The organism is Leisingera daeponensis, assembly GCF_019801465.1.
Taxonomy (GTDB): Bacteria; Pseudomonadota; Alphaproteobacteria; order Rhodobacterales; family Rhodobacteraceae; genus Leisingera; species Leisingera daeponensis_A.
Genome location: NZ_JAHVJA010000003.1, coordinates 383,598 through 409,229, shown reverse-complemented (window position 1 = coordinate 409,229; position 25,632 = coordinate 383,598). Strand labels below are relative to the sequence as shown.

The following is a 25,632-nucleotide window of genomic DNA, read 5'->3' as shown; positions in this document are numbered from 1 at the left end:
CAAGCATCTTGGATGCGCCGGGCCGCGGGCGGGAGCGCCCCACCTACATGGCGAAACTGCCGTAGGGAATGAAGCGCACCGGGTCGCCGGGTTTGATCTCTGCGGCGCCGTCGCCGAGTTCCACCAGGCCCTCGGCCCAGCTGAGGCCGCTGATGCGGCCGGAGCCTTCGGATTTGAACACCTCGGCGCGGCCGTCCCGCACCCGCGCCCGCAGGTATTCGCGGCGGCCCGGTTTCTTGCGCTTTTCAAACGCGGCAGGGACTTCAAACGCCTGCGGTTCCTGCCAGCCTGCCCCTGCCATCAGCCCCATTGCAGGGCGGGCAAAGATCAGCGTGCATACGAGGGCGGCCACCGGGTTGCCCGGCAGGCCGAAAACCGGCGTGCCGTGCCACATGCCCAAGGCCAGAGGACGGCCGGGTTTCAGCGCGATGCGCCATTCCTGCATCGCGCCCGCCTCGCGCAGGAGCGCCGACATGTGATCCTCGTCCCCGGCGGAGGCGCCGCCGGAGGTCAGGATCACATCGGTCCGTGCCGCGGCTCCGTCCAAGTGCGCGCGCAAGGCATCGCGGTCGTCGGCGGCCTTGCCCAGGTCCACCGGCACAAACCCCAGCTGGCGGATCAGCGCCAGCAGCATCGGGCGGTTGGCGTCGAATATCTGCCCCTTGCCCGAGGCTTCCCCGGCCTCGACCAACTCGTCGCCGGTGGAGAGCACCCCGACCCGCAGCGGCAGCCGGACCGTGAGCTCAGCCAGCCCGGTTGCCGAGGCGAGGGCGAGATCGGCAGGGGTGATGACCCGGCCTGCAGGCAGGATGGCCTCGCCTGCGCAGACATCCTCGCCTGCCTTGCGGGTGTTCGCGCCCTGCTTCAGCGGGCCGTTGAAGGCAATCCGGGCGCCGTCGGTGCTGACGTCCTCTTCCAGGATCACCGTGTCAACGCCATCCGGCAGCGCGGCGCCGGTCAGCACCCGGATGGCGCTGCCTTCGGCCACTCTGCCGTCAAACGGCACCCCGGCGGCTGCCCTGCCCTGCACCAGCGGCAGCACATGCGGGCCCTCGCCCCGGCCGCCGGCAAAGCCGTAGCCGTCCACCGCCGTGTTGGGCAGCGGCGGATTGGCGCGTTTGGCCACGGCATCCTCTGCCAGCACCCGTCCCAGGGCATCTGACAGCGGCACGGCTTCGGCGCTGGTGATTGGCCCCAGCCGGCCCCGCAGCAATGCCAGCGCGTCATCGACCGGGGTCCAGTCAACGCCGGCAGGCAGGGCAAAGCAGTCGTTGCTGAGCGGCGGCGGGTTCAGCCCGCCCTGCCCATCCGAGGCAAGCGCGTTCAATCGGTCTTCGTATCCGGTGCCCAATATCCAGGCCTCCTCTCGTGCGTCCTCAGGCGCGGCAGCCAGCATTGCGGCAAGCTCCTCTGTCGGCAGACGGCTGAGCGCCTGCGACAACAGCCGCATCTGCACGCGGTCGCGGATTTCTTCAGGTCCAGCCGCAGCCATGGCGGACCTTACGGCCGGTTCGATCAATCCTGGCCAAATTTCTGCAAACACAATTTGCGCATCCGCAACCTTCTCAAACGGCCAGACCGCGGCGTTGTGCCGGAGCCGCAACCGCTGCAGGACCGGCAGGCCCATCAGGATCTGGCTGCCAACTGTGGGGTTGAAGAACAACTGGAAACAGGAGGAGGCTGCCTTGGCCGCAAGATCCGCGCTGCGCCGTTCAGCCACGTCCTCGTAAGCTATACCTGCCTTGCGGTAAGGAATGTCCGGCCAGGCCGTCTCCACCGGCTTGCCCCAGAACGGACCGGCGCCGGCAAACTTGCGGTTCATTGCAGAGGCGACTTCAAACCGGTTGTTGCTGCCGTCCTCGGCGTCCTCGACACGCTCCTCCAGCCACTGCCAAAGGGCGAAGGGGTCATCCGACCCGGTGATCCGGCGCGCGAACCCGCGCGGATACCCGAAAGGAAAATCATAAACCGCCAGCACCCGCCGCCCTGCGGCCTTCTCGTCATCAAGGAAGCTGCTGATCCGCGTCTCAGCCTCCTGCCGGCTGCGGCAGTAAATCTGCTGCTCTGAGGTCCCATCGCGTGCCACGCCCAGCCAGATCGCGTCCTTGCCTGGCCGCTGAGACCTGCGCTTGGCTGCAGACCAGTCGACGGCCAGAATGGTCTCAAAGCGGCTCACAGGTCCAGCTCGGCCCGGATAAAATCCGCAATCGCCGCGGTGTCGTTCAAATCGAACACCGGGCGGTCCAGATCAAGTGGAGTGTCACTGGCAACCGCCCGGATGCTGACATCCCGCGCGGCGATCAGTTCTGTGCCTGCAGCCTGCCGGTGGGCTTCGACCTTGGGGTGAGGTTCGCGCTTGTAGCCCTCCACCAGCACCAGATCGGCGGGGTTCAGGCGGGCCAGAAGTTCTGCCAGCGGCGGCTCCGGCTGCCCGCGCAGCTCCTGCATGATTGCGATGCGGCCTGCGGAGGCCAGCACCACCTCCGATGCGCCCGCCTGGCGGTGGCGGTAGCTGTCGGTGCCAGGCTGGTCCACATCGGCGGCGTGATGGGCGTGCTTGATGGTGGAGACGGTGAGGCCGCGGGTGCAAAACTCCGCCACCAGCCGCTCCATCAGCCCGGTTTTGCCGTTGTTCTTCCAGCCGGTGACGCCGTAGATCTTCATGTCAGCAGCGCCTCGGCCTTGGCCAGATCCTCTGGCGTGTTGATGTTGAAGAAGGGGTCGAAGGGATCGGCTTCGAACAGCGCCTCGCGGCCCCCGTGCCGGTCGGTCCACAGCACCACCTTGCGCAGCCCGTCATTCAAGGCAGCGCGCAGGTCGTCGCGCAGGGCGACGGGCCAGAGGCCGAAAGCCGGATGCCGGTTCACTTTGCTCCGCCCGCCGGACTTCAGTGACTCACCGCCGGTGCGCGGGGTGGTGGCGAGGGCCAGAGGGTGCTCCATGCCCTGTGCGGCAGCGGTTAGCCGCGCAACCAGATCCCGCGGGAAAAAGGGCGTGTCGGCAGCAGCGGTCACAATGGTGTTGGCTCCCTGCTCTGCGGCCCAGTCGAGGCCCGCCAGCACGCCCGCAAGCGGACCGGCAAAGCCTGCGATCGAGTCGGCAATGACCGGAAGTCCCAAGTCGGCGAACCGCTCCGAGTCGCCATTGGCGTTGAGCGCCAGGCCCGCGACCTGGGGGCCAAGCCGGTCCGCCACGCGGGACAAGAGGCTTTCACCGCCGACCAGCAGCCGCCCCTTGTCGCCGCCGCCCATCCGGGTGGCAAGGCCGCCTGCGAGGATTACGCCAAGGGGTTGGGTCATGGGGTGCTTCCGTTTCTCTGCTTCCAGGGAAAAAGTTTGTCTGGCGGAACCAGAACAATGAATGCCAAGATCATAATAGAAGCACCAAAGCTTCGAAGAGCGACAAAAGGTAGAACGCCAAAGAAAAGCAATGTGCCAGAAGTTCGAATAACCCGGTATCGCCGTGCAGCGCGTCGTGTTTCAATGGAAATTCCATTACAAGCTGGCAATCCCCATACCCAAAATTTCCCGAGAATTGTAGGGCGATCATAGGTTTCCGTATGCAGCGATGCGACTAACTTATCCAGCAAGGGACGCATCCGAATGTCTTGAAACACGTCTGCAGAGCTTGGCCAGCCGAAGCGCTCCAACTCGCTGGATGGCAGTTTTGCCATACCATAGAATATTAACTGGGCTGAATGAGAATATAGGCGAACACCTGCCACCCATACTAACGGCACGCCAATCAACCCCGTCAACAGCAGGAAAAACTTGACTACGTCAAGCATGATGCCATTGCTGCCATTTTGCAAATCTGCTTTGGTCATCTTCAATCAAACCAATTCTCCTTGTCTGCCTTGGCTCGGCCGTCACGATCCCGCACTCTTGCGACGGTGCTTCTTTTCCTCAACCGGCGCGTCCTTGGGGTCCATGTCCCGCACCAGCCGCTCCTCACCGGAGAGGCAGATAAACCGCTGGCCGCGCATCCGGCCGATCAGGGTGAGGCCGACCTCGCGCGCAATCTCCACGCCCCAAGCAGTGAAGCCAGAGCGCGAGGCCAGCACTGGGATGCCCATCATCGCGGTCTTGATCACCATCTCCGAAGTCAGCCGCCCGGTGGTGTAAAGGATCTTGTCCTCGGCCTCGGCCTTTTCCGACAGCATCCAGCCTGCAATCTTGTCCACCGCGTTGTGGCGGCCAACGTCCTCCATATAGACCAGCGGGCGGTCCTGATGGCACAGAACAGTGCCGTGGATCGCGCCGGCCTCAAGGTACAGCGAGGGCGTGCGGTTGATCTTATGCGCCAGCGCATAAAGCCAGGAGGTGCGGACCTCCGTCTGCGGCAGGCGCACGTCCTCCAGCCCCTCCATCATGTCGCCGAAGACGGTGCCGACCGCGCAGCCGGAGGTGCGGGTCTTTTTCTTCAGCTTTTCCTCGTGGCTGGTCTCCACCGCCGTGCGCACCACCACGGTTTCCAGGTCCTCGTCATAGTCGACGCGGGTGACTTCATCCTCATCGCGCAGCATCCGCTGGTTGCGCAGGAAGCCGAGCGCCAGGTATTCCGGGTAGTCGCCGATGGTCATCGCGGTAACAATTTCCTGGGAATTCAGGAAGATGGTCAGCGGCCGCTCCTCGACCACCGCGATCTCGCTTGTATCGCCGTTCTGGTCAACGCCGGTGACAGCGCGTGTGAGCCGCGGGTCGGAGACACCGGGCGCAATCAGATATTCTTCTGTAATATCCATACTCACCAATTGCATTCCTCCTGCGTCCGCCTTAGGCCGGGTGCACGCAATCTAGGACGCGCAGATGGCAATCACCACCACCAAATCGGCCTTCTGGAAAGGGTTTCGCGACAGCGCGCCCTTCCTGTTCATGGCATCGCCCTTCGGTTTCCTGTTCGGCGTGCTGGCGGCAGAGGCCGGGCTGATCGTGCCGGAAGCCTTTGCGTTTTCGCTGGCGGTCTTTGCCGGCGCAGCCCAGTTCACCGCGCTGCAGCTGATGCAGGAGAATGCGCCGCTGATCATCATCCTGATCTCGGCGCTGGCAGTGAACCTGCGGATGGCAATGTATTCGGCCTCGCTGACGCCCTACCTCGGCGATGCGCCGATGTGGCAGCGGGCGCTGGCCGCCTATTTCATCGTCGACCAGTCTTATGCGCTGTCGATCGTGAAGTTTGAGCAGGAGCCGGAGATGCCGCTGCCGCAGCGGGTCGCCTACTTCTTTGGAACCAATGGCCTGATCACCCCGGCCTGGGTGATCGCCACCGCGCTGGGGGCGCTGGTCGGCACCCGCATTCCGGAGAGCTGGGGGGTGGATTTCGTGCTGCCGCTGGCGTTTCTGGCGATGATCGGGCCGATGCTGCGCACGCCTGCGCATGTGGCGGCCTGCTTTGTGGCGGTGGCCGCCTCGCTGCCTGCGGCCGCGCTGCCCTATAACCTGGGGCTGATCGTGGCCGGGATCGCCGGAATGGTAGCCGGCGCCCAGGCGGAATTGTGGCTGGAGCGGCAGAAGATCAAGGCGGAGGGCGTCAAATGAGCAGCATCCCTGCACCGGTTCTGTGGACCGTTATCATCGGGCTGGCGGCCGGCAGCTATGCCCTGCGGTTTGCCTTCATCGGCTTCATGGGCGGCAGACCCATCCCGGAATGGCTGATGCGGCACCTGCGCTATACCGCCGTCGCGATCATCCCGGCCCTGGTGGCGCCGCTGGTGGTCTGGCCTGCGCCGAACGGCGGGGAACCCAGCCTGATGCATTTTGCCGCTGCAGCCGCGACCTTTGCCGCAGGCTATCTGACCCGCAATGTGCTGATCGGCCTTGGCACAGGCGGGCTGTCGCTGCTGCTTTTGTACCTCGCGGCCTAGCACTCGCAGCCGGATCCGGCGGCGCGCATTGCCCGCGCCCGCGGCCTGATTCCGGGCGGGACTATTCCTCCGCGGCGCTCAGCGCGGCATCGCTCTTGGTGATGCCCGCCTGCAGGTCGGCGCTGTCGTTTTCGTAGTAGCGCTCTGTCTTCACGCCGGGCAGCTGGCCGAACTGGGCCGACAGCTTCTCCGGATAGAAGGTGCGGTCGAGGCTTTCGAACCCCGGCACCTGCTGCAGGATTCCGATGGTGGCCTGGGCACAGTAGGCGCCCGGCACGCGGCCGTTGGTGACCGCCAGCTGATAGGCTTTCTGCGCCTGCTCCGGCGTTACCTCGACGCGCTGCACCACCACATGGTAGGTGCTGCGGGCATGGGCGCCGCGGTAGGCTTTCTCGACCGCCGGTGTAATGCCGTAAAGGACGTCGTTCCGCTCTGGCACGGCCGAGGCGTAAAACGAGCCCGCCGGATCGAAGATCACCCGTTCCGAGGCATTGATCATCAGCGACGTATGGCCGCCCCGCCCGGTGCGATTGTTGATCATGGTGTAAAGGGTGAGCGTGGCCGGTCCAGGCTGGCGGTAGGCCACCCTGGCCAGCGTTTCGGCGTCCGCGTTGGGTTGCTGGGGCGCCGCGCAACCCGCAAGCGCCAGCATCACCGCGCCGAGGCAGAGCAGACTGCGCATCATTTCGTTCCGGGAATCAGGTGGCGAAAACGGCCAGGAACAGCGCGAGGAAGACCATCGCAATGCTGAAGCGGGTCACAAAGGTCAGGAAGCTGGAGTAGGTCTTCTCCTGAACGGTGGTGTCCATGGTGCCGTGCTGATGTTCAGCCATGTGGTTTATCCCTCAAATTCACGTGCATTTTTCCGCTGATTACCGGATTTGCCGCGCCCTGTCACCACGTCATTCGGGCGCATCCGGGGGAAATGCCCCCGCAAAACCGCCGAAACCCGGCCGGACAGCCGGCGCGGCGGCCCCTGCGGCGATTCGCGCCGTCCGGCGCCGGTCAGCCCTGCTGCAGATCCGAGGCCAGGCGGAAGCCGATCCGGTTGGGCGGCGCCTCCTCGCGCGCCTTGGGCACCGCGCGCAGCATAACGTTCAGCTGGCTGACATGCTGCACCAGCTGGGTCTTGGAGCCGCTGCCCTCGCTGCCGTAGAAGGTGATGATGTCGGGGTCGAAATAGCCCATTCCCTCGATCCTGAGCACACCGGTATTGCCGCCGGTGAAGCCCATCGCCACCTCGTGCTCGGCGTCCAGCTGCTGCTCGAAATTCTGGATGTAGAGGATCAGCCGCTCATAGGCCCAGCGCGCCGGGCTTTTGGCCGCGTCCGGCTTCTGCAGCTTCTCCGGCACCTTGCGCAGCCCCGCGCAGGTTTCGGGGTCGGAGTGGACTTCATGCACACAGGGCAGCACCGCCGCCTCTGCCGCCTCGGCGCTGGTTGAAATCTCGTCGCTCATGGTGCCTCCCCTGCCGCGGGGCGTGTCACCCCTTGCATTGATAAAGCCAGGCGCCGTCGTCTCGTTTCCAGCGGGACACCTGGCCGGTGTGGTACAGGTGATTTACATGGGCCACCGCCTCGACCAGTGCAAGCCCGTACTCGCCTTCGCCGATTGTGCGCTTGAACAGCGGCGCAAAGCAATCGGCGGCGGTGCGGGGCACGGAAAGGTGATCCATCAGCCGCTCCAGCGCGCCGTGGTGGTTGCCGATCAGCTGCTGCATCCTGAGCGGCAGGCGCGAGAACGGCAGCTTGTGGCCGCCCAGTGCCAGGTGATCAGGACGCGCCAGTTTCGCCAGCCGCTCGCAGGACTCCAGCCATTCGCCCAGCGGGTCGGCCATCGGTTCGGTCGCGTAAACGCCGATGTTGGGGCTGATGGTGGATAGGATCTGGTCGCCGGTGAGGACCAGATTGTCGTCGCGGCTCCAGAAGGTCGCGTGCTCCGGCGCGTGGCCGTTGCCGGTGTGCACATCCCAGTCGCGCCCGCCCATTCGGATCACATCGCCCTGCTTGATGCGTGTGAAGCCCAGCGGCATCGGGTGCACGGTGTCGGCAAAGTTGAAGGGCCGGTCATTCACGCGCTTCTCGTAGATTTCCGGCGCCATGCCGGCGCTTCGGTAATAGGCCAGGGTCTCCTCCGGCCAGACTTCCTGCACATCCAGGGTCAGCATGCGGGCAAACAGCCAGGCGGTTCGGGTGGTGACCAGTTCGGCGCCCTGCCCGCTTTGTAACCAGCCCGCGAGGCCGATGTGATCGGGGTGGTGGTGGGTGCCGACCACCCGCGTCACCGGCTTGCCCTTCAGTGGCCCCGCCATCAGACTGTCCCAGATCGCGCGGCTCTTGCGGGTGTTGAAGCCGGTGTCGACCACCGTCCAGCCGTCGCCATCGTCCAGCGCGTAGATGTTGACGTGATCCAGTTTCATCGGCAGCGGCTGGCGCATCCAAAGAACGCCCTCCGCCACCTCGATGGCTTCGCCATGCGCGGGCGGTTCTTCCCAGGGGGTGCGGGGGGAGACGTCGGGGATATCGGCCACGGTGTCAGCCTGCAAGTTCATCAAGGCTGAGCGCGAAGGTGCCTGCCGCGCCGGCCTGGGCGTGCGCCAGCAGCGCCGCATGCTCCGGCAGCATCCGGGTGATGTAAAACCGGGCCAGTTTCTCGCGCGCACCGCCCTGATCAGCCATTGCGGCAGCCAGGTGGTAATGGCCGCCGAGCACCCGGGCGAAGGCGCGCAGATACGGCACCGAGCCGGCAAAGCGGTCCTGCAGGTCCTGCTGCGCCACCAGCCATTCAGTCGCTTCGCGCAATGATTCGCAGGCCTGCCAGACAGCTTCCGCCATGTTCGGATGGGTGGCACGGGCGCGTTCGGCCTGCTCCTCGATCTCGTCGATCAGGGCAAAGGCCGTCTCGCCGCCGTCCATCATCTTGCGCGCCACCAGGTCCATCGACTGGATGCCGTTGGTGCCTTCGTAGATCGCCGTCACCCGCACGTCGCGGTAATACTGCGCGGCACCGGATTCCTCGATGAAGCCCATGCCGCCGAACACCTGCACTCCGGTTTCCGAAACCCGCATCCCGGTGTCGGTGCCGAAGGCCTTGGCGATCGGCGTCAGGAAGGCTGCGCGCGCGCCCCAGTCCCCGCTTCCGGTGGCGGTCTGCATGTCGATGGCGCGGGCGCAGGCCATCAGGATGGCGCGGGAGGCAAAGAGGTCCGCCTTCATTTCCATCAGCATCCGGCGCACGTCGGCGTGGTCGGCAATGAAGCCGCTAGCGGTCTTGCCCTGCTTGCGCTCCAGCGCATAGGCCAGCGCGTGCTGATAGGCGCCCTCGCCTGCGCCGACGCCCTGGCCGCCAACCCCAACGCGCGCGTTGTTCATCATTGTGAACATCGCGGCCATGCCGCCGTGCTCGGCCCCGACCAGCCAGCCGGTGGCGCCGTCGAACTGCATCACACAGGTGGGGGAGCCGTGCAGGCCCATCTTGTGCTCAAGGCTGACGACCTTCAGATCGTTTGCCTTGCCCGGGTTGCCGCCGGCGTCCGGCAGGTATTTAGGCACCAGGAACAGCGAAATCCCCTTGGTTCCCGGCACCCCGTCCGGCAGCCGTGCCAGCACCAGGTGGCAGACGTTGCTGCAGAAGTCGTTGTCACCCCACGAGATGAAAATCTTCTGGCCCGAGATGGCATAGGAGCCATCGCCGTTGGGCTCTGCCTTGGAGCTGAGAGCGCCGACATCGGAACCGGCCTGGGGTTCGGTCAGGTTCATGGTGCCGGACCATTCACCGGAGACCAGCTTGGGCAGAAAGATCTCCTTGATCGCGTCGGAGGCATGGTGCTCCAGCGCCTCGATCTGGCCCTGGCTCAGCAGCGGTGCCAGCTGCAGCGACAGGCAGGCGCCGGCCATCATTTCGTACACCGCGACGGCAACCGTCTGCGGCAGCCCCATGCCGCCGAATTCCTCTGCGGCGCTGATTCCGACCCAGCCGCCGTCCATGATGGCCTGATACCCTTCGGCGAATCCGGGCGAGGTCCTCAGCACGCCGTTTTCCAGATGCGCGGGATGCAGGTCGCCGCTGCGCTGCAGCGGGGCCATCACCTCGTCGCACAACTTGCCCGCCTCGGTCAGGATCGCGCTCACCATGTCGGGGGTTGCCTCTGCAAAGCGGTCTGTGGCCGGGATGCTGTCATATCCGACGACGTGGTTCAGCAGAAATTCATACTCGGAAACGGGGGCGCGGAAGGTCATGGGCGTCCTCTGGCGGGGGTTTCTGGGGCGTGCGGGCGCGGGCAGTCTTGGCTTCCCGGCGCTGGCCCATTATGGTCTGTGGCTTGTCCGATTACCTAATCGGACGCTTATTTCAATCAACCAAAACGCCGCGTCACCCGAAATGCCCCAGCAGAGCACTGAAATTCTTGCCGCAACGGCAGGCGGCATTGCCCGCGCCGCCCAGCTTCTGCGGGAGGGGCGGCTGGTCTCTTTCCCGACTGAGACCGTTTATGGCTTGGGCGCCGATGCCAGACAGGGCGAAGCGGTGGCGGCAATTTACGAGGCAAAGGGGCGGCCGTCTTTCAACCCGCTGATCGCGCATGTGCATTCGGCGGAGGCGGCGCGGCGCTATGTACAGTGGAATGACGTTGCGGAACAGCTGGCGGCCGCGTTCTGGCCCGGCCCGCTGACGCTTGTGCTGCCGCTGCGCGAGGGGCACGGGATTTCACCGCTGGTCACTGCCGGGCTGGACACCCTGGGTATTCGGGTGCCGGCGCATCCCACGGGCCAGGCACTGCTGAGAGAGCTGGACGGGCCGGTGGCGGCCCCCTCGGCGAACCCTTCCGGCAAGATCAGTCCGACAACAGCGGCACATGTGATCGCCGGGCTGGACGGGCGGATTGCGGCGATCCTGGATGACGGCGCCTGCGGCGTTGGCCTTGAGTCCACAATCATCGGGCTGGCAGGGTCGGAGGTGATGCTGCTGCGCCCGGGCGGGCTGGCTGCGGAGGAGATCGAGACGGTGCTGGGCCGCAAGCTGGTGCAGCGGGATGTGCATGATCCGCTTACCGCCCCGGGCCAGTTGCTGTCGCATTATGCCCCCGGCGCGCCGGTGCGGCTGAATGCGGAGGCGCCCGGCGAGGGCGAGCTGTTTCTCGGCTTCGGCCCGGTGGAATGCGACCTGAACCTGTCCGAAAGCGGTGATCTGGCGGAGGCCGCCGCGAACCTTTTCGGCCATCTCCACCGGCTGGATGCCCTAGGCAAACCGATCGCCGTTGCCCCGGTGCCGGAACACGGACTGGGCGAGGCAATCAACGACCGCTTGCACCGCGCCGCCGCACCGCGGGACTGAGCGCGAGGACCGCGGCAGCGCCGATCGCAAATGGGCGCCCGGCCCAAGGGTTTTGGGATTCACTGCGGAAAACCAGAAAATGCGCGGAAGCCTCCCCCCGTGCGGTTTTGGCTTACTGCGGTCAAGCGTGGCCGGCGCTGGCGGAGAGCGTCAGCGGATCAACCCCGAGGGTCTTCAGCGCCGCGCCCCATTTGCTGTCATCCGCGAGGCCGAATACCAGTTCCGGACTGGCCTCGGCGGTCAGCCAGCCGTTCATGGTGATTTCCGATTCCAGCTGCCCCGGCCCCCAGCCGGCATAGCCCAGCAGAACCAGCAGGTCCTGCGGCCCCTGCCCCTGGGCGATATCCTCCAGAATATCCAGCGTCGCGGTCATCGAAAAGCCGCCCGGCACCTTCAGCGAACTCACATCCGATTCGTAGTCCGGTGTGTGCAGCACGAAGCCGCGCTGGGTCTCCACCGGACCGCCAAAACGCACCGGCAGCGCCGAGGCCGCGCTTTCCTCGCCGCCCATGTCCAGTTGTTCCAGCAAATCGCCCAGCGCCACGCCGTCCGCGGGTTTGTTCACAATCAGGCCCATCGCGCCCTCCTCGCCGTGCGAGCACAGGAAGATCACCGAATGCTCGAACCTCGGGTCGCCGATACCAGGCATTGCAATCAAGAGCTTGCCAGTCAGATCCATGAATTTCCGTCTTTCTGCTGCCTCCCCCCACCATGACGCGCGCCCGCTTTCCGCGCAAGGGGCGCATCGGCGTAACCCCGCGCAGGCTCCGGCAAATTTGCCGCAAAGGCAGGCGGATGAAACGGCCATGACCGGATCGTGACTTGGCAAACCCGGCTGGCAGGCGCATTTATTCGGGCATGAGACAGACGCTGACCAAATCCGCTGCTGCCGCTGCGGCCCTGTTTGCAGTCGCGATGCCCGCCCCTGCCCTTTCTGGTGCCGCTGAGGGCGACATCGTGCGGATCGAGGTGCTTGATGGCGGCCTGACCCCGCGCGGCACCCATCTGGGCGCGCTGCGGATCACCCTGCAGCCGGGGTGGAAGACCTATTGGCGCGCGCCTGGCGATGCCGGCATCCCGCCAAGCTTTTCCTGGCGCGGCGCCCGCAATGTCGGAGAGCTGTCGATCATCTGGCCCGCGCCCGAGGTGTTCCTGACCTCCGGCTACCGCACCATCGGCTATCACGATCAGCTGGTGCTCCCGGTGGAGATCACGCCCGAAACCCCGGGCAAGCCGGTGCGCCTGAAAGGGCGGATGCAGCTGGGGGTGTGCAAGGATGTCTGCGTGCCGGCCGAACTGGAATTCGACCATCAGCTGGACAGCAGCGCGGGCCGCCACCCGGCGATTGCCGCTGCAATGGCCAGCCGCCCGTGGACCGCCAAAGAGGCTGGTGTGCGTGCGGCGTCCTGCAGCCTGCACCCCACGCAATACGGCATGACGGTCACCGCCCGCATCTCAATGCCCTCCGCCGGCGGCGAGGAGATTGCGGTGATCGAGCCGGGCAATCCCAGGCTATTTGCAGGCGAAACCAGCACCCGGCGTGAAGGCGGGCAGCTGGTGGCAGAGACCGAATTCCTGCCAGCGGACGGCAATAGCTATGCCATCGACCGCTCAAAACTGCGGATCACGGTGCTGGGAAAAAACCACGCGGTTGATATTCAGGGCTGCAGCGCCGGATGAGCGCGCCTGGCACCCTGGCCCGCCCGGTCCTGGGCGCCATTGCCGTGGTCTGCCGCCATATTGGCGGGCAGGATCAGGTGATCCTGGTGCAGCGCGGAAAGGAGCCGAATGCAGGCTGGTGGGGCTTTCCCGGCGGCCATGTGGAGATGGGTGAGACGGCGCTGCAGGCAGCGGCGCGCGAGCTGAAGGAAGAAACCGGCGTGACCGCACGGCCCTTGGAATATCTCACCAATGTCGACGTGATCTCCCGCGATGCGGCGGGCGCGCCGCGGCGGCAGTACCTGCTGACCGTGGTGCTCTGCGAGCACCTCAGCGGCGAACCGGCGCCTGATGATGACGCCGAACAGGCCGAGTGGATCCCGATTGCAGAGATCGAGGCCCGCGGGCTGCAGCTGCTGGATCAGGTCAGCGACGTTGCGCGGCTGGCTCAGGCCCGCTGGCGGGCGTTGAGCCGGTAGGTAATGCCGCCAGCAGCATAGGCGAGCAGCGCCAGCACCAAAGCGCCTGCAAGGAAGGCCAGCAGCCCCGCGCGCACCGGCTCCATCGCTGCAAGAGCGGGCAGCATCCGCAAGGCCGGGTGCAAAGCGCCGGTGGCCATGGCCCAGCCCAAAGTCAGCACCAGCCAGCCCAGCTGCGCCAGAGCCGTTCCCAGCACCAGCCAGCGCAGGCGCCCGGCCCCCTGCCGCAAGGCGCGGCGCAGAGATGTCAGCGGCCGCGACAGGTCGCGCTGCATCGCAACCAGCGCCGGGACCACCAGCAGCACCAGGAACATGCCGAAACCCAGGCCGTAGACCAGCGTGATCACCGTCGGTTTCAGGAACTGCGCCTGCTGGGAGCGCTCAAACAGCAGCGGCGCGAGCCCCAGCACCGTGGTCATGGTGGTCAGCATCACCGGGCGCAGCCGGTCTGCTGCCGCGTCGATGATGGAGGGGATCAGGCCGCGGTCTTCGGCATACTGGTCGATGGTGGTCACCAGCACGATGGAATCGTTGATAATGATCCCGGTCATCCCCAGCAGGCCCACCACGGTGAACATGCTCAGCGGCACCTCCCACATGTAGTGGCCCCATATTGTGCCCACCAGGCCGAACGGAATGATCGCCATCACCACCAGCGGCCGGGTCCAGCTGGCAAAGATCCAGGCCAGAATCAGATAGATGCCGGTAAGACAGAGGATCAGGCCGGTGGCAGCCTCCTGGAGGAATGTCTGCTCCTGCTCGGCCAGCCCGGACAGGCGCCATTCCACCTGCCGCTCGCTGGCGATCCTCGGCAGGATGTCGTTCTGCAGGGCCTGAGTGACAGCCTCGGCACGGGCCGGGTCATCCTCGGAGATGTCGCCGGTCACGCTGATCACTCGGATGCCGTTTTCACGCCGCACGGTGGAGAATCCGGTGCGCTGGGTGACGGAGACAATATCGGCGAGCGGCACATAGATGCCGCTCGGCGCCCGCATCAGGGTACGCTCCAGAAAGTCGGCGGTCAGTTCGTTTTCCGGCAGTTCCACCCGGATCGTGGCGCTGCGCGGCCCGTCCGGGTAGGTTGCCGCCTCAATGCCGTTGAGCCGCGCCCGGAGCGCCTGGCCCAAGCTGCCGATGGTGAAATTCAGCGCCTGCCCCTGCGGGGTAAGGTCGAGGATCACCTCTTCCTTGTCATAGGCCAGATTGTCCTCCACCGCGGAAACTTCCGGGAAGCGCAGCAACGCCGTCTTCAGATCCTCCGAAGCGTTCTTGAGCACCTGCACGCTGGGGCCCGAAAACTGCACATCCAACGCATCGCCGCCCGGCCCCGACCGCCAGCTGCGGAAAGAGACCGTTTCGGCCATCGGATGGCGCACCACCCGCTTCTGCAGTTCCGCGACGAAGGCAAAGCTGGAATAGGGACGCAGGTCTGCGTCGATCAGTTCAATCGAGATGCCGCCCAGGAGGTCAGTGTCCTTGGCTTCCACCCCGCTCAGGCCGCGGCCGGCGTTGCCGCCGACCTCCGCCATCACGAAATCCAGCGGATTGCGGCCATACCGTTCTTCGTATTCCGCGCCCAGCTCCTCTGTCGCGCGCTGCATTTCCCGCATCATCGCCAGGGTGTCGGCACGGGTTGCCCCCTCTGCCATGGCGAAGTTGCCGCTGACCGAGCCGCGCTCCGGCGCGTTGAAGAAACGCCATTGCACATCGCCGTTTATGAACAGTGCCGCCTGGCTGGCCAGCACCGCCAGGGCGCCTGCCAGGACCGCGTAACGGGCAGTGACGATGAGGCCCATCAGAGGGCGGAAAGCATGGTCGCGCAGCCAGCGGAAACCACGGTTCACCATCCGGTTGGGCCAGTCGTACCAGTGGTGCGCCCGGGCATGTGTCAGCGCGTGAGCCAGATGGTTGGGCAGGATCAGGAAGCATTCCACCAGCGACGCCGCCAGCACCGCAATCACGGTGAAGGGAATGTCACGGATCAATTCGCCAAAGCGCCCGCCCACCAGCGTCAGGCCGAAAAAGGCAATGATGGTCGTGAGCGTGGCGGCGAAGACCGGCATCGCCATGCGCCGGGCTGCATTTTCGGCCGCCTGGATGGGGCTTTCGCCCAGCCGCCGCACCCGGAAATCAGCGTGTTCCCCTACGACGATGGCATCGTCCACCACGATGCCCAGGGTGATAATCAGGCCAAACAGGCTGACCATGTTGATCGTGATTCCGGCGGCATACATCAGCGCCACGGCGGCGAACATCGAGGCCGGGATGCCCATCGCCACCCAGAAGGCGATGCGGGTGTTGAGGAACAGAAACAGCAGGCAAAGCACCAGGGCGAGGCCCATCAAGCCGTTGTCGACCAGCATGTCCAAGCGGTCGGTGATTGACTGCGCCCGGGTGCGGATCATCTGCGCTGTCACCCCTTGCGGCAGGCTTGCCTGCATCTGATCCACCACCTCCTGCACCTGGTGCTGCAGGCGGATGGCATTGCCCTGATCGGACCGGTCGATCCGGATCGACATCGCCGGATGTTCTCCAACGAAGTAGGCGCGGTCACGGTCGAAGCCCTCGATCCGGATCTGTGCCACGTCGGCGATGGTAAGCACCGATCCGTCGGGATTGGTGCGCAGAACAATGGCTGCCAGCTCCTCCGGTTTGCGTTTCTCGCTGCCGGTGCGGACCCGGGCATTGGCGCCGGTCACGTCGCCTGCTGGGGCGGCATCCACCTCTGCCGCGATGGCTTCGGCAATCTCGCGCATGGTGATGCCGTGGGTGATCAGCTTGGCCGTGGGCACCTCGACGATGGTTTCAGGCGCTGCAATGCCGCGGATAGTGGTGCGGGTGACGCCAGCCTCAAAGAGCCTTACCACCAGCTCATCAGCAAAGAGACCCAGCTGCGCCGCCGCGACCGGTCCGGAGATCACCACGTCTGTCACCCGGTCGCGCCAGGCGCCGCGGCGAACTTCCGGCTCCTCCGCCTCTTCCGGGAGCGTGGTGATGCCATCCACCGCCGTCTGCACATCGTCGGTTGCCTGCCCCATGTCGGAACCGGGCTCAAACTCCAGCGTCAGCGTGGCCCAGCCTTCGCGGGAAATGGAGGAGGTTTCCTCCACCCCGTCCACCGCCAGCAGCACCGGCTCCAGCACCTGCACGATCGCGCTGTCCACGTCCTCCGGCCCGGCCCCCTCCCATTCGACGGTAACGGTGACGCTCTCGACGATCACGTCCGGGAAGAACTGCGCCCGCATGTTGGGCATCGCTGCCGCGCCCAGCACCAGCATTATGACCAGCAGGAGGTTGGCTGCCGTGCGGTGGCGGGTGAAATAGCCGAACAGCCCGCGGGCTTGCCGGGGGAGCTCGCGGACCATCGCCCTCAGCCTCCCATCCGGGATTCGATACGGCTGACCAGTTGCGCAGGCACCTTGGCCTCAGCCAGCTGCTGCAGCATCTTGACCTTCATCTCTGAGGGCATCCGGCTGTTACGCTCCACCAGCGCCACAAGCCGGGCGCGGCGCTCGTCCGTCAGTTCGATCAGCTCCGGCAGAGCCTGCACCTCGGCCCCCTGGCGCAGCGGGCGCACCTTGATGCCTGCGCCCAGCAACGGCGTGCGCCCGGTAACGACCTCGCGCCCCTCCAGGCCCGAACCGCGGATCAGCACGTCGTCGCCCTGACGGCGCACCAGTTCGACCGGCAGCGCCTCCAGCCGGTCCTCAGCCCCCAGCAGCAGCACCGAGCCGTCGGCACCGAGAGCGGAAGCGGGAACCCTCGCCACCGCCCGGACCTCGGGCTCGGTCACATGAACCGTCACAAAATCCCCGGGCTTGAAGCCCGGCGCAGCGTCCAGGCTGGCATAGACCAGCCGCCCGGTCTGCCCGTCACCCGCCGCGCCGCTGGCGCGCGAGATCCGCCCGGTCGCGCTGAGGCCGGCGCCAGCGGCATCCAGCGACACCCTGACCGGGGCCTTGAGCAGCTGGCCGCCGCCATCCAGCAGCCGGGCATATTGCGCTGTAGAGACCCGGAACGCCACTTCCAGAAGGTCGGGGTCAACCAAATCCGCCAGTTTTTCATTGGCCGAAACAAGCCGTCCCTGCACCAGGCTGACCGCCTGCAGGGTGCCGTCGAAGCCCGCCCTGATGGTGGTATCCTCCAGGTCGCGGCGGGCCTCGCCCAGCGCGATCTCCGCCCTGGCCACCCGGGTTGCGGCCTGATCGGAGCGCGCCTCTGCCTGGCTGACCGCCTGGCGGTGCGAGATCACCGCCTGACGGGCCTGGACCGCCGCCAGTTCCGCGGTTTCCACCGTGGCTGCAGTACCGACTCCGCGCTCCTGCAAATCCACCTGCCGCTGAAAGGCGCGCTCGCGCAGCTGCGCCTGGTCCTGGGCCGCCTGCAGCTCGTCCTGCGCCAGAATAAGCGCCCGGCCCGCATCGCGTTCCTCGGCGCGGGCATCCATCATGTCGGCCTCGGCCCGGTCCAGCACAGCCTGCGCATCCGCCGGGTCAATCTGCACCAGCACCTCACCTGCCCGCACGGTGCCGCCTTCTTCGAAATCCTCAGAGAGCTGCACAACCCGGCCGCCGACGGCCGTCCGCAGTTCCAGGGTGCGGCGGCTGTCGACCCTGCCAAAGGCCGTAAGCTCCGGCGCAACGGTCTGCAGGTCCGCGGTGACCACGTTCACTGCAAACACCCGCTCGCGCACCGGCGGCACTTTGCGCTCGGCATTGAGCTGCGCCTCTATGGCGCCATAGATCATCTGCCCGGCATAGAGCAGCAGAGCCGCCGTCAGCGACGCAAGGAAAAGCCCCATCAAACTCTGACGCAAAAAGCGCATATCTCTCCCTTCCGGTGGCGGCTGCTGCCGGGGCCGCTCATGGCCGGCCAAAAGCGCAAATGCCTTGTCCCCGCATGAAAATATAGAATTTTCGCGCGGGTTTGCGAGGTTACACGCCGCGCGCGCTCACTTCCGGCGCAGATGTTCGTCCAATCTGGGCATGATTTCCACGAAATTGCAGGGCCGGTGGCGGTAATCGAGCTGTTTTGACAGGATCTCATCCCAGCCATCCTTGCAGGCGCCAGGGCTGCCGGGCAGCGCAAACAGGTACGTTCCGCCTGCGACGCCGCCCGTGGCGCGCGACTGCACCGCACTGGTGCCGATCTTCTGCATCGAAACCCAAGTGAAGACGGTTCCGAAGGCCTCGATTTCCTTCTCATAGACGTCGCGGTGCGCCTCCACCGTCACATCGCGGCCGGTCAGGCCGGTGCCGCCGGTGGAGATCACCACATCCACCTTGGGGTCGGCGATCCAGGCGCGCAGCTGGCCGGCAATCTCTGCCCGCTCATCCGGGATGATCCTGCGATCGGCCAGCGTATGGCCTGCGTCGCGCAGCCGGTCCACCAGTACCTGGCCGGAACGGTCGTCCTCCATTTTCCGGGAATCCGATACCGTCAGCACCGCAATGCGGACCGGGATGAATTCCTTGCTTTCGTCAATCCGGGACATCTAGGCCTTCTCCAAAACCGCCAGCCGCACGGCCAGCCCTGCAAAAATTCCGGCCGACACCCGGCCCAGCCAGCGCGCGAACACCGGCGAGCCTGTCAGCTGCCGGCCCGCCTGGCCCGCAAAAACACCCACCAGCCCGTTGATGAAAAACCCGCCCGCAGACAGGATCAGCCCGAAGGCCAGGAATTGCGCCAGCACCGGCCCGGCCTCCGGCTTCACGAATTGCGGCACGAAGGCGAGCACGAACAGGATCACCTTGGGGTTCGTCAGGTTGACAAGAAATCCGGAGCGGAACGCCTGACGGGCAGGAACCGCAGGCGCATCCGGCCTGACCGGCCCGCTGCGCAAGGCCCCCCAGGCCAGATACAGCAGATAGGCCACACCGACCCAGCGGATCACGGCGAACAGCGCAGGCATTGCAGCGACCACCGCCCCCAGCCCGAGGCCGGCCGCCGTCACATGGACCATGCTGCCCGCCGAGATCCCGGCACTGGCCGCCACCGCCGCCCCGCGCCCGGACCTCAGGCCCTGGCCCAGGCAAAACATCATGTCCGCGCCCGGCGTCAGGTTCAGCGCCAAGGCCGCCGGGATGAAGGCAAGCAAGGTCACGGCATCAATCACGGCTCCACCTCGAACCAGTTCACCCCGGGACCAAGATTGGCGACCTGAGTTTTCCCAAGTTGGCCGCGGAAGCCCCAGCAATCATGCACGTGGCCGCAGAGCAGCAGCTGCGGCTGGATCCTCTCTGCTGCGGCCCGGACCGCGGTGGAGCCAACAGAGAGCCCGCCCGAAGTCACGTCTCCCAGCCCCTTGGGCGGTGAATGGGAAATCAGGATGTCGGCATGATCGCAGGCCGCCAGCATCGCCGCTGCCTGCACCTCGCTCAGATCGCATGACCAGCTGCCAAAGGGCGTCTCCGGCACCCCGCAGCCCAGCCCGAAAAGGCGAAGGCCTTCGAAGTCCCGGCCCTCGCCGTGCAGCACGGCGGTATTGGCAAATCCCGCGGCGCGCAGCTCCTGCGCGCTTTCACCGTTACCGGGGACCGCCACCATAGGCGCCTTCAGCCCGGCCAGCATCGCCACAGCACTGTCCAGCCCCATCCGCATATTGCAAAAATCGCCCGCACCGATCACCAGATCCGCGCCGGCACTGGCAGCGACGATATCCGCCGCATGGGAGGCAGAGAGATGCAGATCGGAGAATGCCAGAATTTTCATGGGCTACCTCAGGACAAGCTCCCCAGACGCGCCTTCAGCTCCAGCAGGTCGGCCCAGGCCAGCCGCTTCTGCTGCGGCTGGCGCAACAAATAGGCCGGGTGGAACATCGGGATGACCGGTTTCGTCCAGGCCTGATCCCATTGCCCGCGCAGCCGGGTGATGCCGCGTTTGCCAAGCACCGCCTGACAGCTGATATTGCCCATCAGCACAAGGATGTCCGGCTCGGCCAGCGCCACATGCCGCTCCAGAAAAGGCGTCAGCATGGCAATCTCGGCGGGCAACGGGTCGCGGTTCTGCGGCGGCCGCCAGGGCAGCACGTTGGTGATATAGACGTTTTCCGCGCGGCTGAGGCCGATCGCCTCCAGCATCTTGTCCAGAAGCTGCCCGGCGCGGCCCACGAAGGGTTTGCCCTGCAGATCCTCATCGCGGCCCGGAGCCTCGCCGATGATCATCACCCGCGCGCCGGCCTGGCCGTCGGAGAACACCAGGTTACGGGCGCCGCGCTTCAGGTCGCAGTGGCTGAAGCCGTCCATCGCATCGCGCAAGGCAGGCAGGGAGGCTGCGCCCCTGGCGGCCTTCTGGGCCACCTCGGCCGGGTTCACGTCCTTGGGCTTGGGCGGCGGTGCGGGGGCAGCGCCCGGTTTCGGCTTGGGCGCGGCCTGTTCCAGCGCATAGCGGTCGACCGGTTCGTCGCACAGCGCCTCGGTGGCGCCAAGCTCTGCCTGCCACTCCAACAGCGCCCGGGCGCTCCAGTAATCCAATGCCGATTCCATGCGCCCAAGCTACTCCGCCCAGCCGGCAAGCGGAACACCTCTCCGCCGCCATGCCGCAGATTCAAGCCTTTCATCTTTCAGAAAATACTCCGGGGAGCGCGAGGGGCCGGCCCCTCGCCTGCTCTGCCTTGCCGCATCCGCCCGCCCCGCCTATAAGAACCGGCAAATCAAGCGGAGCCGCCCCATATGTCCTTCGAACACCGCCACCTGCTTGGCATCGAACCGCTGAAGCCGCATGAGATCACCGCGATCCTCGACCTGGCCGACGACTATGTGGCGCTGAACCGCCGCCCGGAAAAGCACTCCGACGTGCTGGCGGGCCTTACCCAGATCAACATGTTCTTTGAGAACTCCACCCGCACCCAGGCCAGTTTCGAGCTGGCGGGCAAGCGGCTGGGCGCGGATGTGATGAACATGGCGATGCAGGCCTCCTCGATCAAGAAGGGCGAGACGCTGATCGACACCGCGATGACGCTGAACGCGATGCACCCGGATCTTTTGGTCGTGCGCCATCCGCATTCCGGTGCGGTGGACCTCTTGGCGCAGAAGGTGAACTGCGCTGTGCTGAACGCGGGCGACGGCAAGCATGAGCACCCGACACAGGCGTTGCTGGACGCGCTGACCATCCGCCGCTCGAAGGGCCGTCTGCACCGGCTGAACATCGCGATCTGCGGCGACATTGCCCATTCCCGCGTGGCGCGGTCGAACCTGATCCTTCTGGGCAAGATGGAAAACCGCATCCGCCTGATCGGCCCGCCGACGCTGGTGCCCGGCCAGTTCGCCGAGTTCGGCGCCGAGATCTATGACGACATGCGCGAAGGACTAAAGGACGTCGATGTCGTGATGATGCTGCGGCTTCAGAAAGAGCGGATGGACGGCGGTTTCATTCCGTCCGAGCGCGAGTATTACCACCGCTATGGCCTCGACGCCGAAAAGCTGGCACTGGCCAAGCCCGACGCCATCGTCATGCACCCCGGCCCGATGAACCGCGGCGTGGAAATCGACGGCACGCTCGCCGATGACATCAACCGCTCGGTCATTCAGGAGCAGGTGGAAATGGGTGTCGCGGTGCGGATGGCGGCGATGGACCTGCTGGCCCGCAACCTGCGCGCCGAACGCCAGGCCATGGCCGGATGAGCGGCGTGGAGGGCGTGATCCATATCCCGGCGGGCGAGCGCGGTGTGATCCGGCTGTTTGCGCTGGACATGCGGCCCGAGCAGGCGGCGTTCCTGAAGGAACCCGGCGCGCTGGCGCAGGTCCTGGGGATCGAGGCGCTCGACATGGACCAGGTGGAGGTCTTCCCGGTCTCCGACCTGGAGGACATCGGCCTGACCGGCTACCTGACTGAGGGCTGCGGCGTGCCGCGGGCGCAGGTCGAAGAAGACCGCGCGATGCTGCAGGCGCTGGAGGGCCACGTGCTGCTGATCCGCTCGCGCGCTTTTGAAGGCAAGGAAACGCGGCTGACCCCGGCGGATCAGATCAAACTGATCGGGACCTATGGCGAGCGGCGGACCAATTGGAGCGCGCCGCCCGAAACCGCCGAGAGCGCCAAGCCCTATTCCGCTCCGAAACTGCCGCCGCGCACGGCGCGGTCGCAGGCCCGCCGCATCGGTGCGGGGCTGTTTGCCGTGGTGATGCTGCTGATTGCACTGCTGATCTGGGTGCTCGTGACCTGATGGCGGCACAGGAGATCAGACCGGACCGCGGCGCCTATGTCCGCGCCCACGCCTGGATGGCGGCCATCGGCATGGGCGGCGCCATGGCGGTGCTGTGGATCATCGACAGCCCGCACATCTGGACCGGCGCCATCGGCGGGCTGGCCGCCATCGGCTTGCGCGGCTGGTACATGGCCAGCGAGGAGCTGGCGGCGGTCTGGATCCTGACCCGGGAGTCTTTCTCGGGGCCCGCGGGGCGTTCGGTTCCGGTCACGCAAATCGAAGCTGTCAAAACCATGGGCAGCTATGTGCAGGTGGTCACCAAGGGCGGCGACAAGCACCTTATCAAATACCAGGCCGACCCGGCCGCGACCCTCAACGCAATCGAAAGAGCCAAGGCATGAGCACTCTCTTCACCAACGCCCGCCTGATCGACCCGGAGGGTGGCAGCGATACACCGGGCATGGTGCTGGTCCAAAACGGGCGGATCGCTGCGGTCGAAAAGAACGTCACAGATCCTGACCAGTTGTTTCGCGCGCGAAACATCAGGTCAGAAGATGTGACCCATATCGACTGCGGCGGCAAATGCCTGGCGCCGGGGATTGTGGATATCGGCGTCAAGGTGTGCGAACCGGGCGAGCGGCACAAGGAAAGCTATAAATCCGCGGGGCTTGCGGCAGCCGCAGGCGGGGTCACCACCATCGTGACCCGCCCGGACACCGCGCCTGCGATCGACAGCCCGGAGACGCTGGAATTCGTCACTCGCCGCGCCCAGGCCGATGCGCCGGTCAACGTCTTGCCGATGGCGGCGCTGACCAAGGGGCGTGAGGGCCGCGAGATGACCGAGATCGGCTTCCTGATGGATGCCGGCGCGGTGGCGTTTTCCGACTGCGACCACGTGGTCAGCAACACCAAGGTGTTCCAGCGGGCGCTGACCTATGCCCGCTCCTGCGGCGCGTTGGTCATTGCCCACCCGCAGGAGCCGGTTCTGAGCAAGGGCGCGGCCGCCACCAGCGGCAAGTTTGCGGCACTCTACGGCCTGCCCGCAGTGTCGCCGATGGCAGAGCGGATGGGGCTGGACCGGGATATTGCTTTGCTGGAAATGACCGGCGCGAAGTACCACGCCGACCAGATTACGACAGCACGCGCCCTGCCCGCGCTGGAACGGGCCAAGGCCAACGGGCTCGACATTACCGCGGGCACCTCAATCCACCACCTGACGCTGAATGAGCTGGACGTTGCGGGCTACCGCAGCTTCTTCAAGGTGAAGCCGCCGCTGCGCTCGGAAGACGACCGGCTGGCAGTGGTCGAGGCGGTGCGTTCGGGGCTGATCGATATCATCTCCTCGATGCACACGCCGCAAGACGAGGAAAGCAAGCGCCTGCCGTTCGAGGAAGCCGCAGCCGGTGCGGTGGCGCTGGAGACGCTGCTTCCGGCAGCGCTGCGATTGTACCATGCGGAACTGCTGGACCTGCCGACGCTGTTCCGCGCCATGGCGCTGAACCCGGCCAGACGGCTGGGGCTGGAGAGCGGCCGCCTGGCGGCGGGCGCGCCCGCTGATCTGGTGCTGTTCGATGCCGATGTGCCCTTTGTGCTGGACCGTTTCAAGCTGCGCTCGAAATCGCAGAACACGCCTTATGACGGCCAGCGGGTGCAGGGCCGGGTCGAAGCAACCTATGTGGCCGGTGAGCCCGTCTACCGGAGGGACTGATGCCTGTTCTCGAAAGCTCTGCTGCCGTTCTGTTTCTATGGGCGGTGATCGGCTACGGCCTGGGCTCGGTCCCGTTTGGCATGGTTGTCACCAGGATCTTCGGGCTCGGCAACCTGCGGGAAATCGGTTCCGGCAATATCGGCACCACCAACGTGCTGCGCACCGGCAGCAAGGCCGCCGCAGCACTGACACTGCTTCTGGATGGCGGCAAGGGCGCGGCGGCGGTGCTGCTGGCCCGCTTTTTGGCCGGCGAAGATGCGGCGCAGGCGGCGGGGCTGATGGCCTTCCTTGGCCATTGCTTTCCGGTCTGGCTGGGCTTCAAGGGCGGCAAAGGCGTGGCCACATTCCTGGGGCTGATGCTGGCGCTGGCATGGCCGGTGGGTATTGCCTGCTGCCTGACCTGGCTGGCGGCAGCTGCGGTCAGCCGGATTTCCTCGATGGGGGCGCTGGTTTCAGCCGCGTCCGGCGCAGTCTGGGCAATGCTGCTCGGATATCAGCCGGTTGCGGTACTGGCGGCACTGCTGGCGGTGGTGGTCTACATCCGCCATTCCGCCAATATTGCGCGGCTGCGGGCGGGCACCGAACCGCGGATCGGCCAAAAGTGACACCGGAGGAACTGCAGGCCTTTCTTGCAGCTTTTGACGCCCTGCCGCTGGGCGCCTTCACAGGGAAAGCTGGTGGGCGGCGCTATGCCGCGGTCCGCCTGGATCTGGCCGAAGGCAAGGCTCAGAAACTTCTGGCGCGGGAGCTGGGCAGCACGGACTGTATCAGTCTGAACCTCTACCGTCTGGCCTCCGGTGCGCGTCTTAAACCCTGCGAGATGCCCGCGGAAAAGGTAGTCCGCTTCGTACTGTCGCTGCAGGTCACGGAATGAGCCGTTCCAGCGCGCGGCCGTTGGACCAGGTGCCATGCAGCTCGCCATCGGGCATCCGCACGTAGACCACCGGGTAGGTATCGCCCCAGTTGACCCAGACCACATCGCCGTTGCGGGTGCCGGTCCCGGCATAAGTCTGGCTGCCGACCTGCCAGTTCATCTCGATGGCGCCTCCGTTGTCGCGGATCTGCACCGTGCCGGCATAAGCGCTACCGTCGGGGTTGCGCCCCTCGGCGCGGTAGCTGCCGCTGATGCTTTGGGCTGCGGCCGCCCCGGCAAAGGCTGCGGCCGTCAAAAGGCCACCCAGAATTGCGCGGCGGATGGGAAATAGGCGTGTCATACAAGTCTCCAGCTAGCCTGCCCTCACTCTGACCGCATCTGTGCAACCTGTCACCCTTTCTGCGCGGCAATGCACAGCCAGCTGCCGCCCCGCGCACATTCAATTTGAGTTGCTTTGAATGTGATCGCCCGGCTCTCCACATCGGTTCCGTGACCCGCAGCATACCGCGGCACACATGGTGAAACGCCGGCCGGGCAAGCATTTGGGAACGCCGCGGCCGGGATTTGAAAGGACGG

Annotated in this window: 29 protein-coding genes; 11 read left to right on the top strand and 18 right to left on the bottom strand. The window is 65.9% G+C overall.

The genetic code is table 11. The annotated features are described in order from the left end of the window. Positions 1-43 precede the first annotated feature (43 nt). The 5 genes from glp to KUV26_RS10345 are packed head-to-tail and all read right to left on the bottom strand — an operon-like array spanning position 44 to position 4,744. A complete protein-coding gene (gene glp, locus KUV26_RS10365) occupies positions 44-2,176 on the bottom strand; it encodes a gephyrin-like molybdotransferase Glp (RefSeq protein WP_222508277.1) in 2,133 nt (710 codons plus the stop codon). Beyond that, positions 2,173-2,664 carry a molybdopterin-guanine dinucleotide biosynthesis protein B gene (gene mobB, locus KUV26_RS10360; RefSeq protein WP_222508276.1) on the bottom strand — a complete coding sequence of 164 codons (492 nt, stop codon included), beginning with the start codon at positions 2,662-2,664 and terminating at the stop codon, positions 2,173-2,175. The genes glp and mobB overlap by 4 nt, the downstream gene beginning before the upstream one ends. Further along, positions 2,661-3,299 carry a molybdenum cofactor guanylyltransferase MobA gene (mobA, locus tag KUV26_RS10355; RefSeq protein WP_222508275.1) on the bottom strand — a complete coding sequence of 213 codons (639 nt, stop codon included), beginning with the start codon at positions 3,297-3,299 and terminating at the stop codon, positions 2,661-2,663. Before mobA ends, mobB begins: the two co-directional genes overlap by 4 nt. After that, positions 3,296-3,832: a hypothetical protein gene (locus tag KUV26_RS10350; protein WP_222508274.1), complete on the bottom strand. Its 537-nt coding sequence runs from the start codon at positions 3,830-3,832 to the stop codon at positions 3,296-3,298. Before KUV26_RS10350 ends, mobA begins: the two co-directional genes overlap by 4 nt. Positions 3,833-3,868: 36 nt before the next feature. Next, positions 3,869-4,744, bottom strand: coding sequence for a formate dehydrogenase accessory sulfurtransferase FdhD (locus KUV26_RS10345; RefSeq protein ID WP_222508364.1), 876 nt, complete (start codon positions 4,742-4,744; stop codon positions 3,869-3,871). A gap of 64 nt (positions 4,745-4,808) precedes the next feature. Here KUV26_RS10345 and KUV26_RS10340 point away from each other — a divergent pair, with 64 nt between their 5' ends. Further along, on the top strand, positions 4,809-5,537 hold the full coding sequence (locus KUV26_RS10340; protein ID WP_222503446.1) for an AzlC family ABC transporter permease: 729 nt from the start codon (positions 4,809-4,811) through the stop codon (positions 5,535-5,537). Next, a complete protein-coding gene (locus KUV26_RS10335; protein WP_222503445.1) occupies positions 5,534-5,863 on the top strand; it encodes an AzlD domain-containing protein in 330 nt (109 codons plus the stop codon). Before KUV26_RS10340 ends, KUV26_RS10335 begins: the two co-directional genes overlap by 4 nt. Before the next feature lie 61 nt (positions 5,864-5,924). Here the strand turns inward: KUV26_RS10335 and KUV26_RS10330 are convergent, their stop codons facing one another. The 5 genes from KUV26_RS10330 to KUV26_RS10310 form a co-directional block, all read right to left on the bottom strand. Continuing rightward, on the bottom strand, positions 5,925-6,545 hold the full coding sequence (locus KUV26_RS10330) for a hypothetical protein (protein WP_222508273.1): 621 nt from the start codon (positions 6,543-6,545) through the stop codon (positions 5,925-5,927). Between the two features lie 16 nt (positions 6,546-6,561). Next, complete coding sequence (locus KUV26_RS10325; protein ID WP_222503443.1) at positions 6,562-6,696, bottom strand: aa3-type cytochrome c oxidase subunit IV; 135 nt, start codon at positions 6,694-6,696, stop codon at positions 6,562-6,564. A gap of 172 nt (positions 6,697-6,868) precedes the next feature. Then, positions 6,869-7,321: a DUF6173 family protein gene (locus KUV26_RS10320; protein WP_222503442.1), complete on the bottom strand. Its 453-nt coding sequence runs from the start codon at positions 7,319-7,321 to the stop codon at positions 6,869-6,871. Between the two features lie 25 nt (positions 7,322-7,346). After that, positions 7,347-8,414 (bottom strand): MBL fold metallo-hydrolase, encoded by a 1,068-nt coding sequence (locus KUV26_RS10315; protein ID WP_261398617.1) that lies wholly within the window; start codon positions 8,412-8,414, stop codon positions 7,347-7,349. Beyond that, complete coding sequence (locus KUV26_RS10310; protein ID WP_222508272.1) at positions 8,398-10,101, bottom strand: acyl-CoA dehydrogenase; 1,704 nt, start codon at positions 10,099-10,101, stop codon at positions 8,398-8,400. The genes KUV26_RS10315 and KUV26_RS10310 overlap by 17 nt, the downstream gene beginning before the upstream one ends. 142 nt (positions 10,102-10,243) lie before the next feature. Between KUV26_RS10310 and KUV26_RS10305 the strand changes: the two genes are divergently transcribed. Next, the gene (locus KUV26_RS10305) at positions 10,244-11,194 is read left to right on the top strand and encodes an L-threonylcarbamoyladenylate synthase (RefSeq protein WP_222508271.1); all 951 of its coding nucleotides are present in this window, start codon (positions 10,244-10,246) and stop codon (positions 11,192-11,194) included. A 121-nt stretch (positions 11,195-11,315) separates the two neighbouring features. Here the strand turns inward: KUV26_RS10305 and KUV26_RS10300 are convergent, their stop codons facing one another. After that, positions 11,316-11,873, bottom strand: coding sequence for a YqgE/AlgH family protein (locus KUV26_RS10300; RefSeq protein ID WP_222503439.1), 558 nt, complete (start codon positions 11,871-11,873; stop codon positions 11,316-11,318). Positions 11,874-12,052: 179 nt separating this feature from the next. Between KUV26_RS10300 and KUV26_RS10295 the strand changes: the two genes are divergently transcribed. Both KUV26_RS10295 and KUV26_RS10290 read left to right on the top strand, forming a co-directional pair. Beyond that, on the top strand, positions 12,053-12,874 hold the full coding sequence (locus tag KUV26_RS10295; protein WP_222508270.1) for a protein-disulfide reductase DsbD domain-containing protein: 822 nt from the start codon (positions 12,053-12,055) through the stop codon (positions 12,872-12,874). Then, positions 12,871-13,332, top strand: coding sequence for an NUDIX hydrolase (locus tag KUV26_RS10290; protein ID WP_222503437.1), 462 nt, complete (start codon positions 12,871-12,873; stop codon positions 13,330-13,332). Before KUV26_RS10295 ends, KUV26_RS10290 begins: the two co-directional genes overlap by 4 nt. On the opposite strand, the gene KUV26_RS10285 is transcribed toward KUV26_RS10290, so the two are convergent. The 6 genes from KUV26_RS10285 to KUV26_RS10260 form a co-directional block, all read right to left on the bottom strand. After that, complete coding sequence (locus KUV26_RS10285) at positions 13,302-16,697, bottom strand: efflux RND transporter permease subunit (protein WP_222508269.1); 3,396 nt, start codon at positions 16,695-16,697, stop codon at positions 13,302-13,304. The two genes, KUV26_RS10290 and KUV26_RS10285, sit on opposite strands and share 31 nt — an antisense overlap. A 5-nt stretch (positions 16,698-16,702) precedes the next feature. Then, positions 16,703-18,157: an efflux RND transporter periplasmic adaptor subunit gene (locus KUV26_RS10280; RefSeq protein ID WP_222508268.1), complete on the bottom strand. Its 1,455-nt coding sequence runs from the start codon at positions 18,155-18,157 to the stop codon at positions 16,703-16,705. Between the two features lie 126 nt (positions 18,158-18,283). Beyond that, a complete protein-coding gene (gene moaB / locus KUV26_RS10275) occupies positions 18,284-18,826 on the bottom strand; it encodes a molybdenum cofactor biosynthesis protein B (RefSeq protein WP_222503434.1) in 543 nt (180 codons plus the stop codon). Continuing rightward, on the bottom strand, positions 18,827-19,447 hold the full coding sequence (locus KUV26_RS10270) for a LysE family translocator (RefSeq protein ID WP_222508267.1): 621 nt from the start codon (positions 19,445-19,447) through the stop codon (positions 18,827-18,829). Further along, the gene (locus KUV26_RS10265) at positions 19,444-20,043 is read right to left on the bottom strand and encodes a metallophosphoesterase family protein (protein WP_222503432.1); all 600 of its coding nucleotides are present in this window, start codon (positions 20,041-20,043) and stop codon (positions 19,444-19,446) included. The genes KUV26_RS10270 and KUV26_RS10265 overlap by 4 nt, the downstream gene beginning before the upstream one ends. Before the next feature lie 8 nt (positions 20,044-20,051). Beyond that, positions 20,052-20,816 carry a uracil-DNA glycosylase family protein gene (locus KUV26_RS10260; RefSeq protein ID WP_222503431.1) on the bottom strand — a complete coding sequence of 255 codons (765 nt, stop codon included), beginning with the start codon at positions 20,814-20,816 and terminating at the stop codon, positions 20,052-20,054. A 186-nt stretch (positions 20,817-21,002) separates the two neighbouring features. Between KUV26_RS10260 and KUV26_RS10255 the strand changes: the two genes are divergently transcribed. From KUV26_RS10255 to KUV26_RS10230, 6 genes are read left to right on the top strand one after another with little or no spacing between them, the layout of a single operon-like run. After that, positions 21,003-21,953 (top strand): aspartate carbamoyltransferase catalytic subunit, encoded by a 951-nt coding sequence (locus KUV26_RS10255; protein WP_222503430.1) that lies wholly within the window; start codon positions 21,003-21,005, stop codon positions 21,951-21,953. Positions 21,954-21,958: 5 nt separating this feature from the next. Further along, complete coding sequence (locus tag KUV26_RS10250) at positions 21,959-22,492, top strand: hypothetical protein (protein ID WP_222508363.1); 534 nt, start codon at positions 21,959-21,961, stop codon at positions 22,490-22,492. Then, positions 22,492-22,875 (top strand): hypothetical protein, encoded by a 384-nt coding sequence (locus KUV26_RS10245; protein ID WP_222508266.1) that lies wholly within the window; start codon positions 22,492-22,494, stop codon positions 22,873-22,875. Before KUV26_RS10250 ends, KUV26_RS10245 begins: the two co-directional genes overlap by 1 nt. After that, entirely contained in the window at positions 22,872-24,182 is a 1,311-nt protein-coding gene (gene pyrC, locus KUV26_RS10240; protein ID WP_222508265.1) for a dihydroorotase, read from the top strand. The genes KUV26_RS10245 and pyrC overlap by 4 nt, the downstream gene beginning before the upstream one ends. Further along, on the top strand, positions 24,182-24,787 hold the full coding sequence (gene plsY / locus KUV26_RS10235; RefSeq protein WP_222508264.1) for a glycerol-3-phosphate 1-O-acyltransferase PlsY: 606 nt from the start codon (positions 24,182-24,184) through the stop codon (positions 24,785-24,787). The genes pyrC and plsY overlap by 1 nt, the downstream gene beginning before the upstream one ends. Further along, on the top strand, positions 24,784-25,056 hold the full coding sequence (locus KUV26_RS10230; RefSeq protein ID WP_222508263.1) for a hypothetical protein: 273 nt from the start codon (positions 24,784-24,786) through the stop codon (positions 25,054-25,056). Before plsY ends, KUV26_RS10230 begins: the two co-directional genes overlap by 4 nt. On the opposite strand, the gene KUV26_RS10225 is transcribed toward KUV26_RS10230, so the two are convergent. Further along, positions 25,046-25,396 (bottom strand): hypothetical protein, encoded by a 351-nt coding sequence (locus tag KUV26_RS10225; protein WP_222508262.1) that lies wholly within the window; start codon positions 25,394-25,396, stop codon positions 25,046-25,048. The genes KUV26_RS10230 and KUV26_RS10225 overlap by 11 nt on opposite strands. Positions 25,397-25,632: the final 236 nt, after the last annotated feature.

Bases quoted from the DNA above. Each gene is read 5' to 3' on its own strand.
- mobB (WP_222508276.1), bottom strand. From the start codon at position 2,664: ATGAAGATCTACGGCGTCACCGGCTGGAAGAACAACGGCAAAACCGGG.
- mobA (WP_222508275.1), bottom strand. From the start codon at position 3,299: ATGACCCAACCCCTTGGCGTAATCCTCGCAGGCGGCCTTGCCACCCGG.
- KUV26_RS10345 (WP_222508364.1), bottom strand. From the start codon at position 4,744: ATGGATATTACAGAAGAATATCTGATTGCGCCCGGTGTCTCCGACCCG.
- KUV26_RS10340 (WP_222503446.1), top strand. From the start codon at position 4,809: ATGGCAATCACCACCACCAAATCGGCCTTCTGGAAAGGGTTTCGCGAC.
- KUV26_RS10335 (WP_222503445.1), top strand. From the start codon at position 5,534: ATGAGCAGCATCCCTGCACCGGTTCTGTGGACCGTTATCATCGGGCTG.
- KUV26_RS10330 (WP_222508273.1), bottom strand. From the start codon at position 6,545: ATGCGCAGTCTGCTCTGCCTCGGCGCGGTGATGCTGGCGCTTGCGGGT.
- KUV26_RS10325 (WP_222503443.1), bottom strand. From the start codon at position 6,696: ATGGCTGAACATCAGCACGGCACCATGGACACCACCGTTCAGGAGAAG.
- KUV26_RS10320 (WP_222503442.1), bottom strand. From the start codon at position 7,321: ATGAGCGACGAGATTTCAACCAGCGCCGAGGCGGCAGAGGCGGCGGTG.
- KUV26_RS10315 (WP_261398617.1), bottom strand. From the start codon at position 8,414: ATGAACTTGCAGGCTGACACCGTGGCCGATATCCCCGACGTCTCCCCC.
- KUV26_RS10310 (WP_222508272.1), bottom strand. From the start codon at position 10,101: ATGACCTTCCGCGCCCCCGTTTCCGAGTATGAATTTCTGCTGAACCAC.
- KUV26_RS10305 (WP_222508271.1), top strand. From the start codon at position 10,244: ATGCCCCAGCAGAGCACTGAAATTCTTGCCGCAACGGCAGGCGGCATT.
- KUV26_RS10300 (WP_222503439.1), bottom strand. From the start codon at position 11,873: ATGGATCTGACTGGCAAGCTCTTGATTGCAATGCCTGGTATCGGCGAC.
- KUV26_RS10295 (WP_222508270.1), top strand. From the start codon at position 12,053: ATGAGACAGACGCTGACCAAATCCGCTGCTGCCGCTGCGGCCCTGTTT.
- KUV26_RS10290 (WP_222503437.1), top strand. From the start codon at position 12,871: ATGAGCGCGCCTGGCACCCTGGCCCGCCCGGTCCTGGGCGCCATTGCC.
- KUV26_RS10285 (WP_222508269.1), bottom strand. From the start codon at position 16,697: ATGGTCCGCGAGCTCCCCCGGCAAGCCCGCGGGCTGTTCGGCTATTTC.
- KUV26_RS10280 (WP_222508268.1), bottom strand. From the start codon at position 18,157: ATGCGCTTTTTGCGTCAGAGTTTGATGGGGCTTTTCCTTGCGTCGCTG.
- moaB (WP_222503434.1), bottom strand. From the start codon at position 18,826: ATGTCCCGGATTGACGAAAGCAAGGAATTCATCCCGGTCCGCATTGCG.
- KUV26_RS10265 (WP_222503432.1), bottom strand. From the start codon at position 20,043: ATGAAAATTCTGGCATTCTCCGATCTGCATCTCTCTGCCTCCCATGCG.
- KUV26_RS10260 (WP_222503431.1), bottom strand. From the start codon at position 20,816: ATGGAATCGGCATTGGATTACTGGAGCGCCCGGGCGCTGTTGGAGTGG.
- KUV26_RS10255 (WP_222503430.1), top strand. From the start codon at position 21,003: ATGTCCTTCGAACACCGCCACCTGCTTGGCATCGAACCGCTGAAGCCG.
- KUV26_RS10245 (WP_222508266.1), top strand. From the start codon at position 22,492: ATGGCGGCACAGGAGATCAGACCGGACCGCGGCGCCTATGTCCGCGCC.
- pyrC (WP_222508265.1), top strand. From the start codon at position 22,872: ATGAGCACTCTCTTCACCAACGCCCGCCTGATCGACCCGGAGGGTGGC.
- plsY (WP_222508264.1), top strand. From the start codon at position 24,182: ATGCCTGTTCTCGAAAGCTCTGCTGCCGTTCTGTTTCTATGGGCGGTG.
- KUV26_RS10225 (WP_222508262.1), bottom strand. From the start codon at position 25,396: ATGACACGCCTATTTCCCATCCGCCGCGCAATTCTGGGTGGCCTTTTG.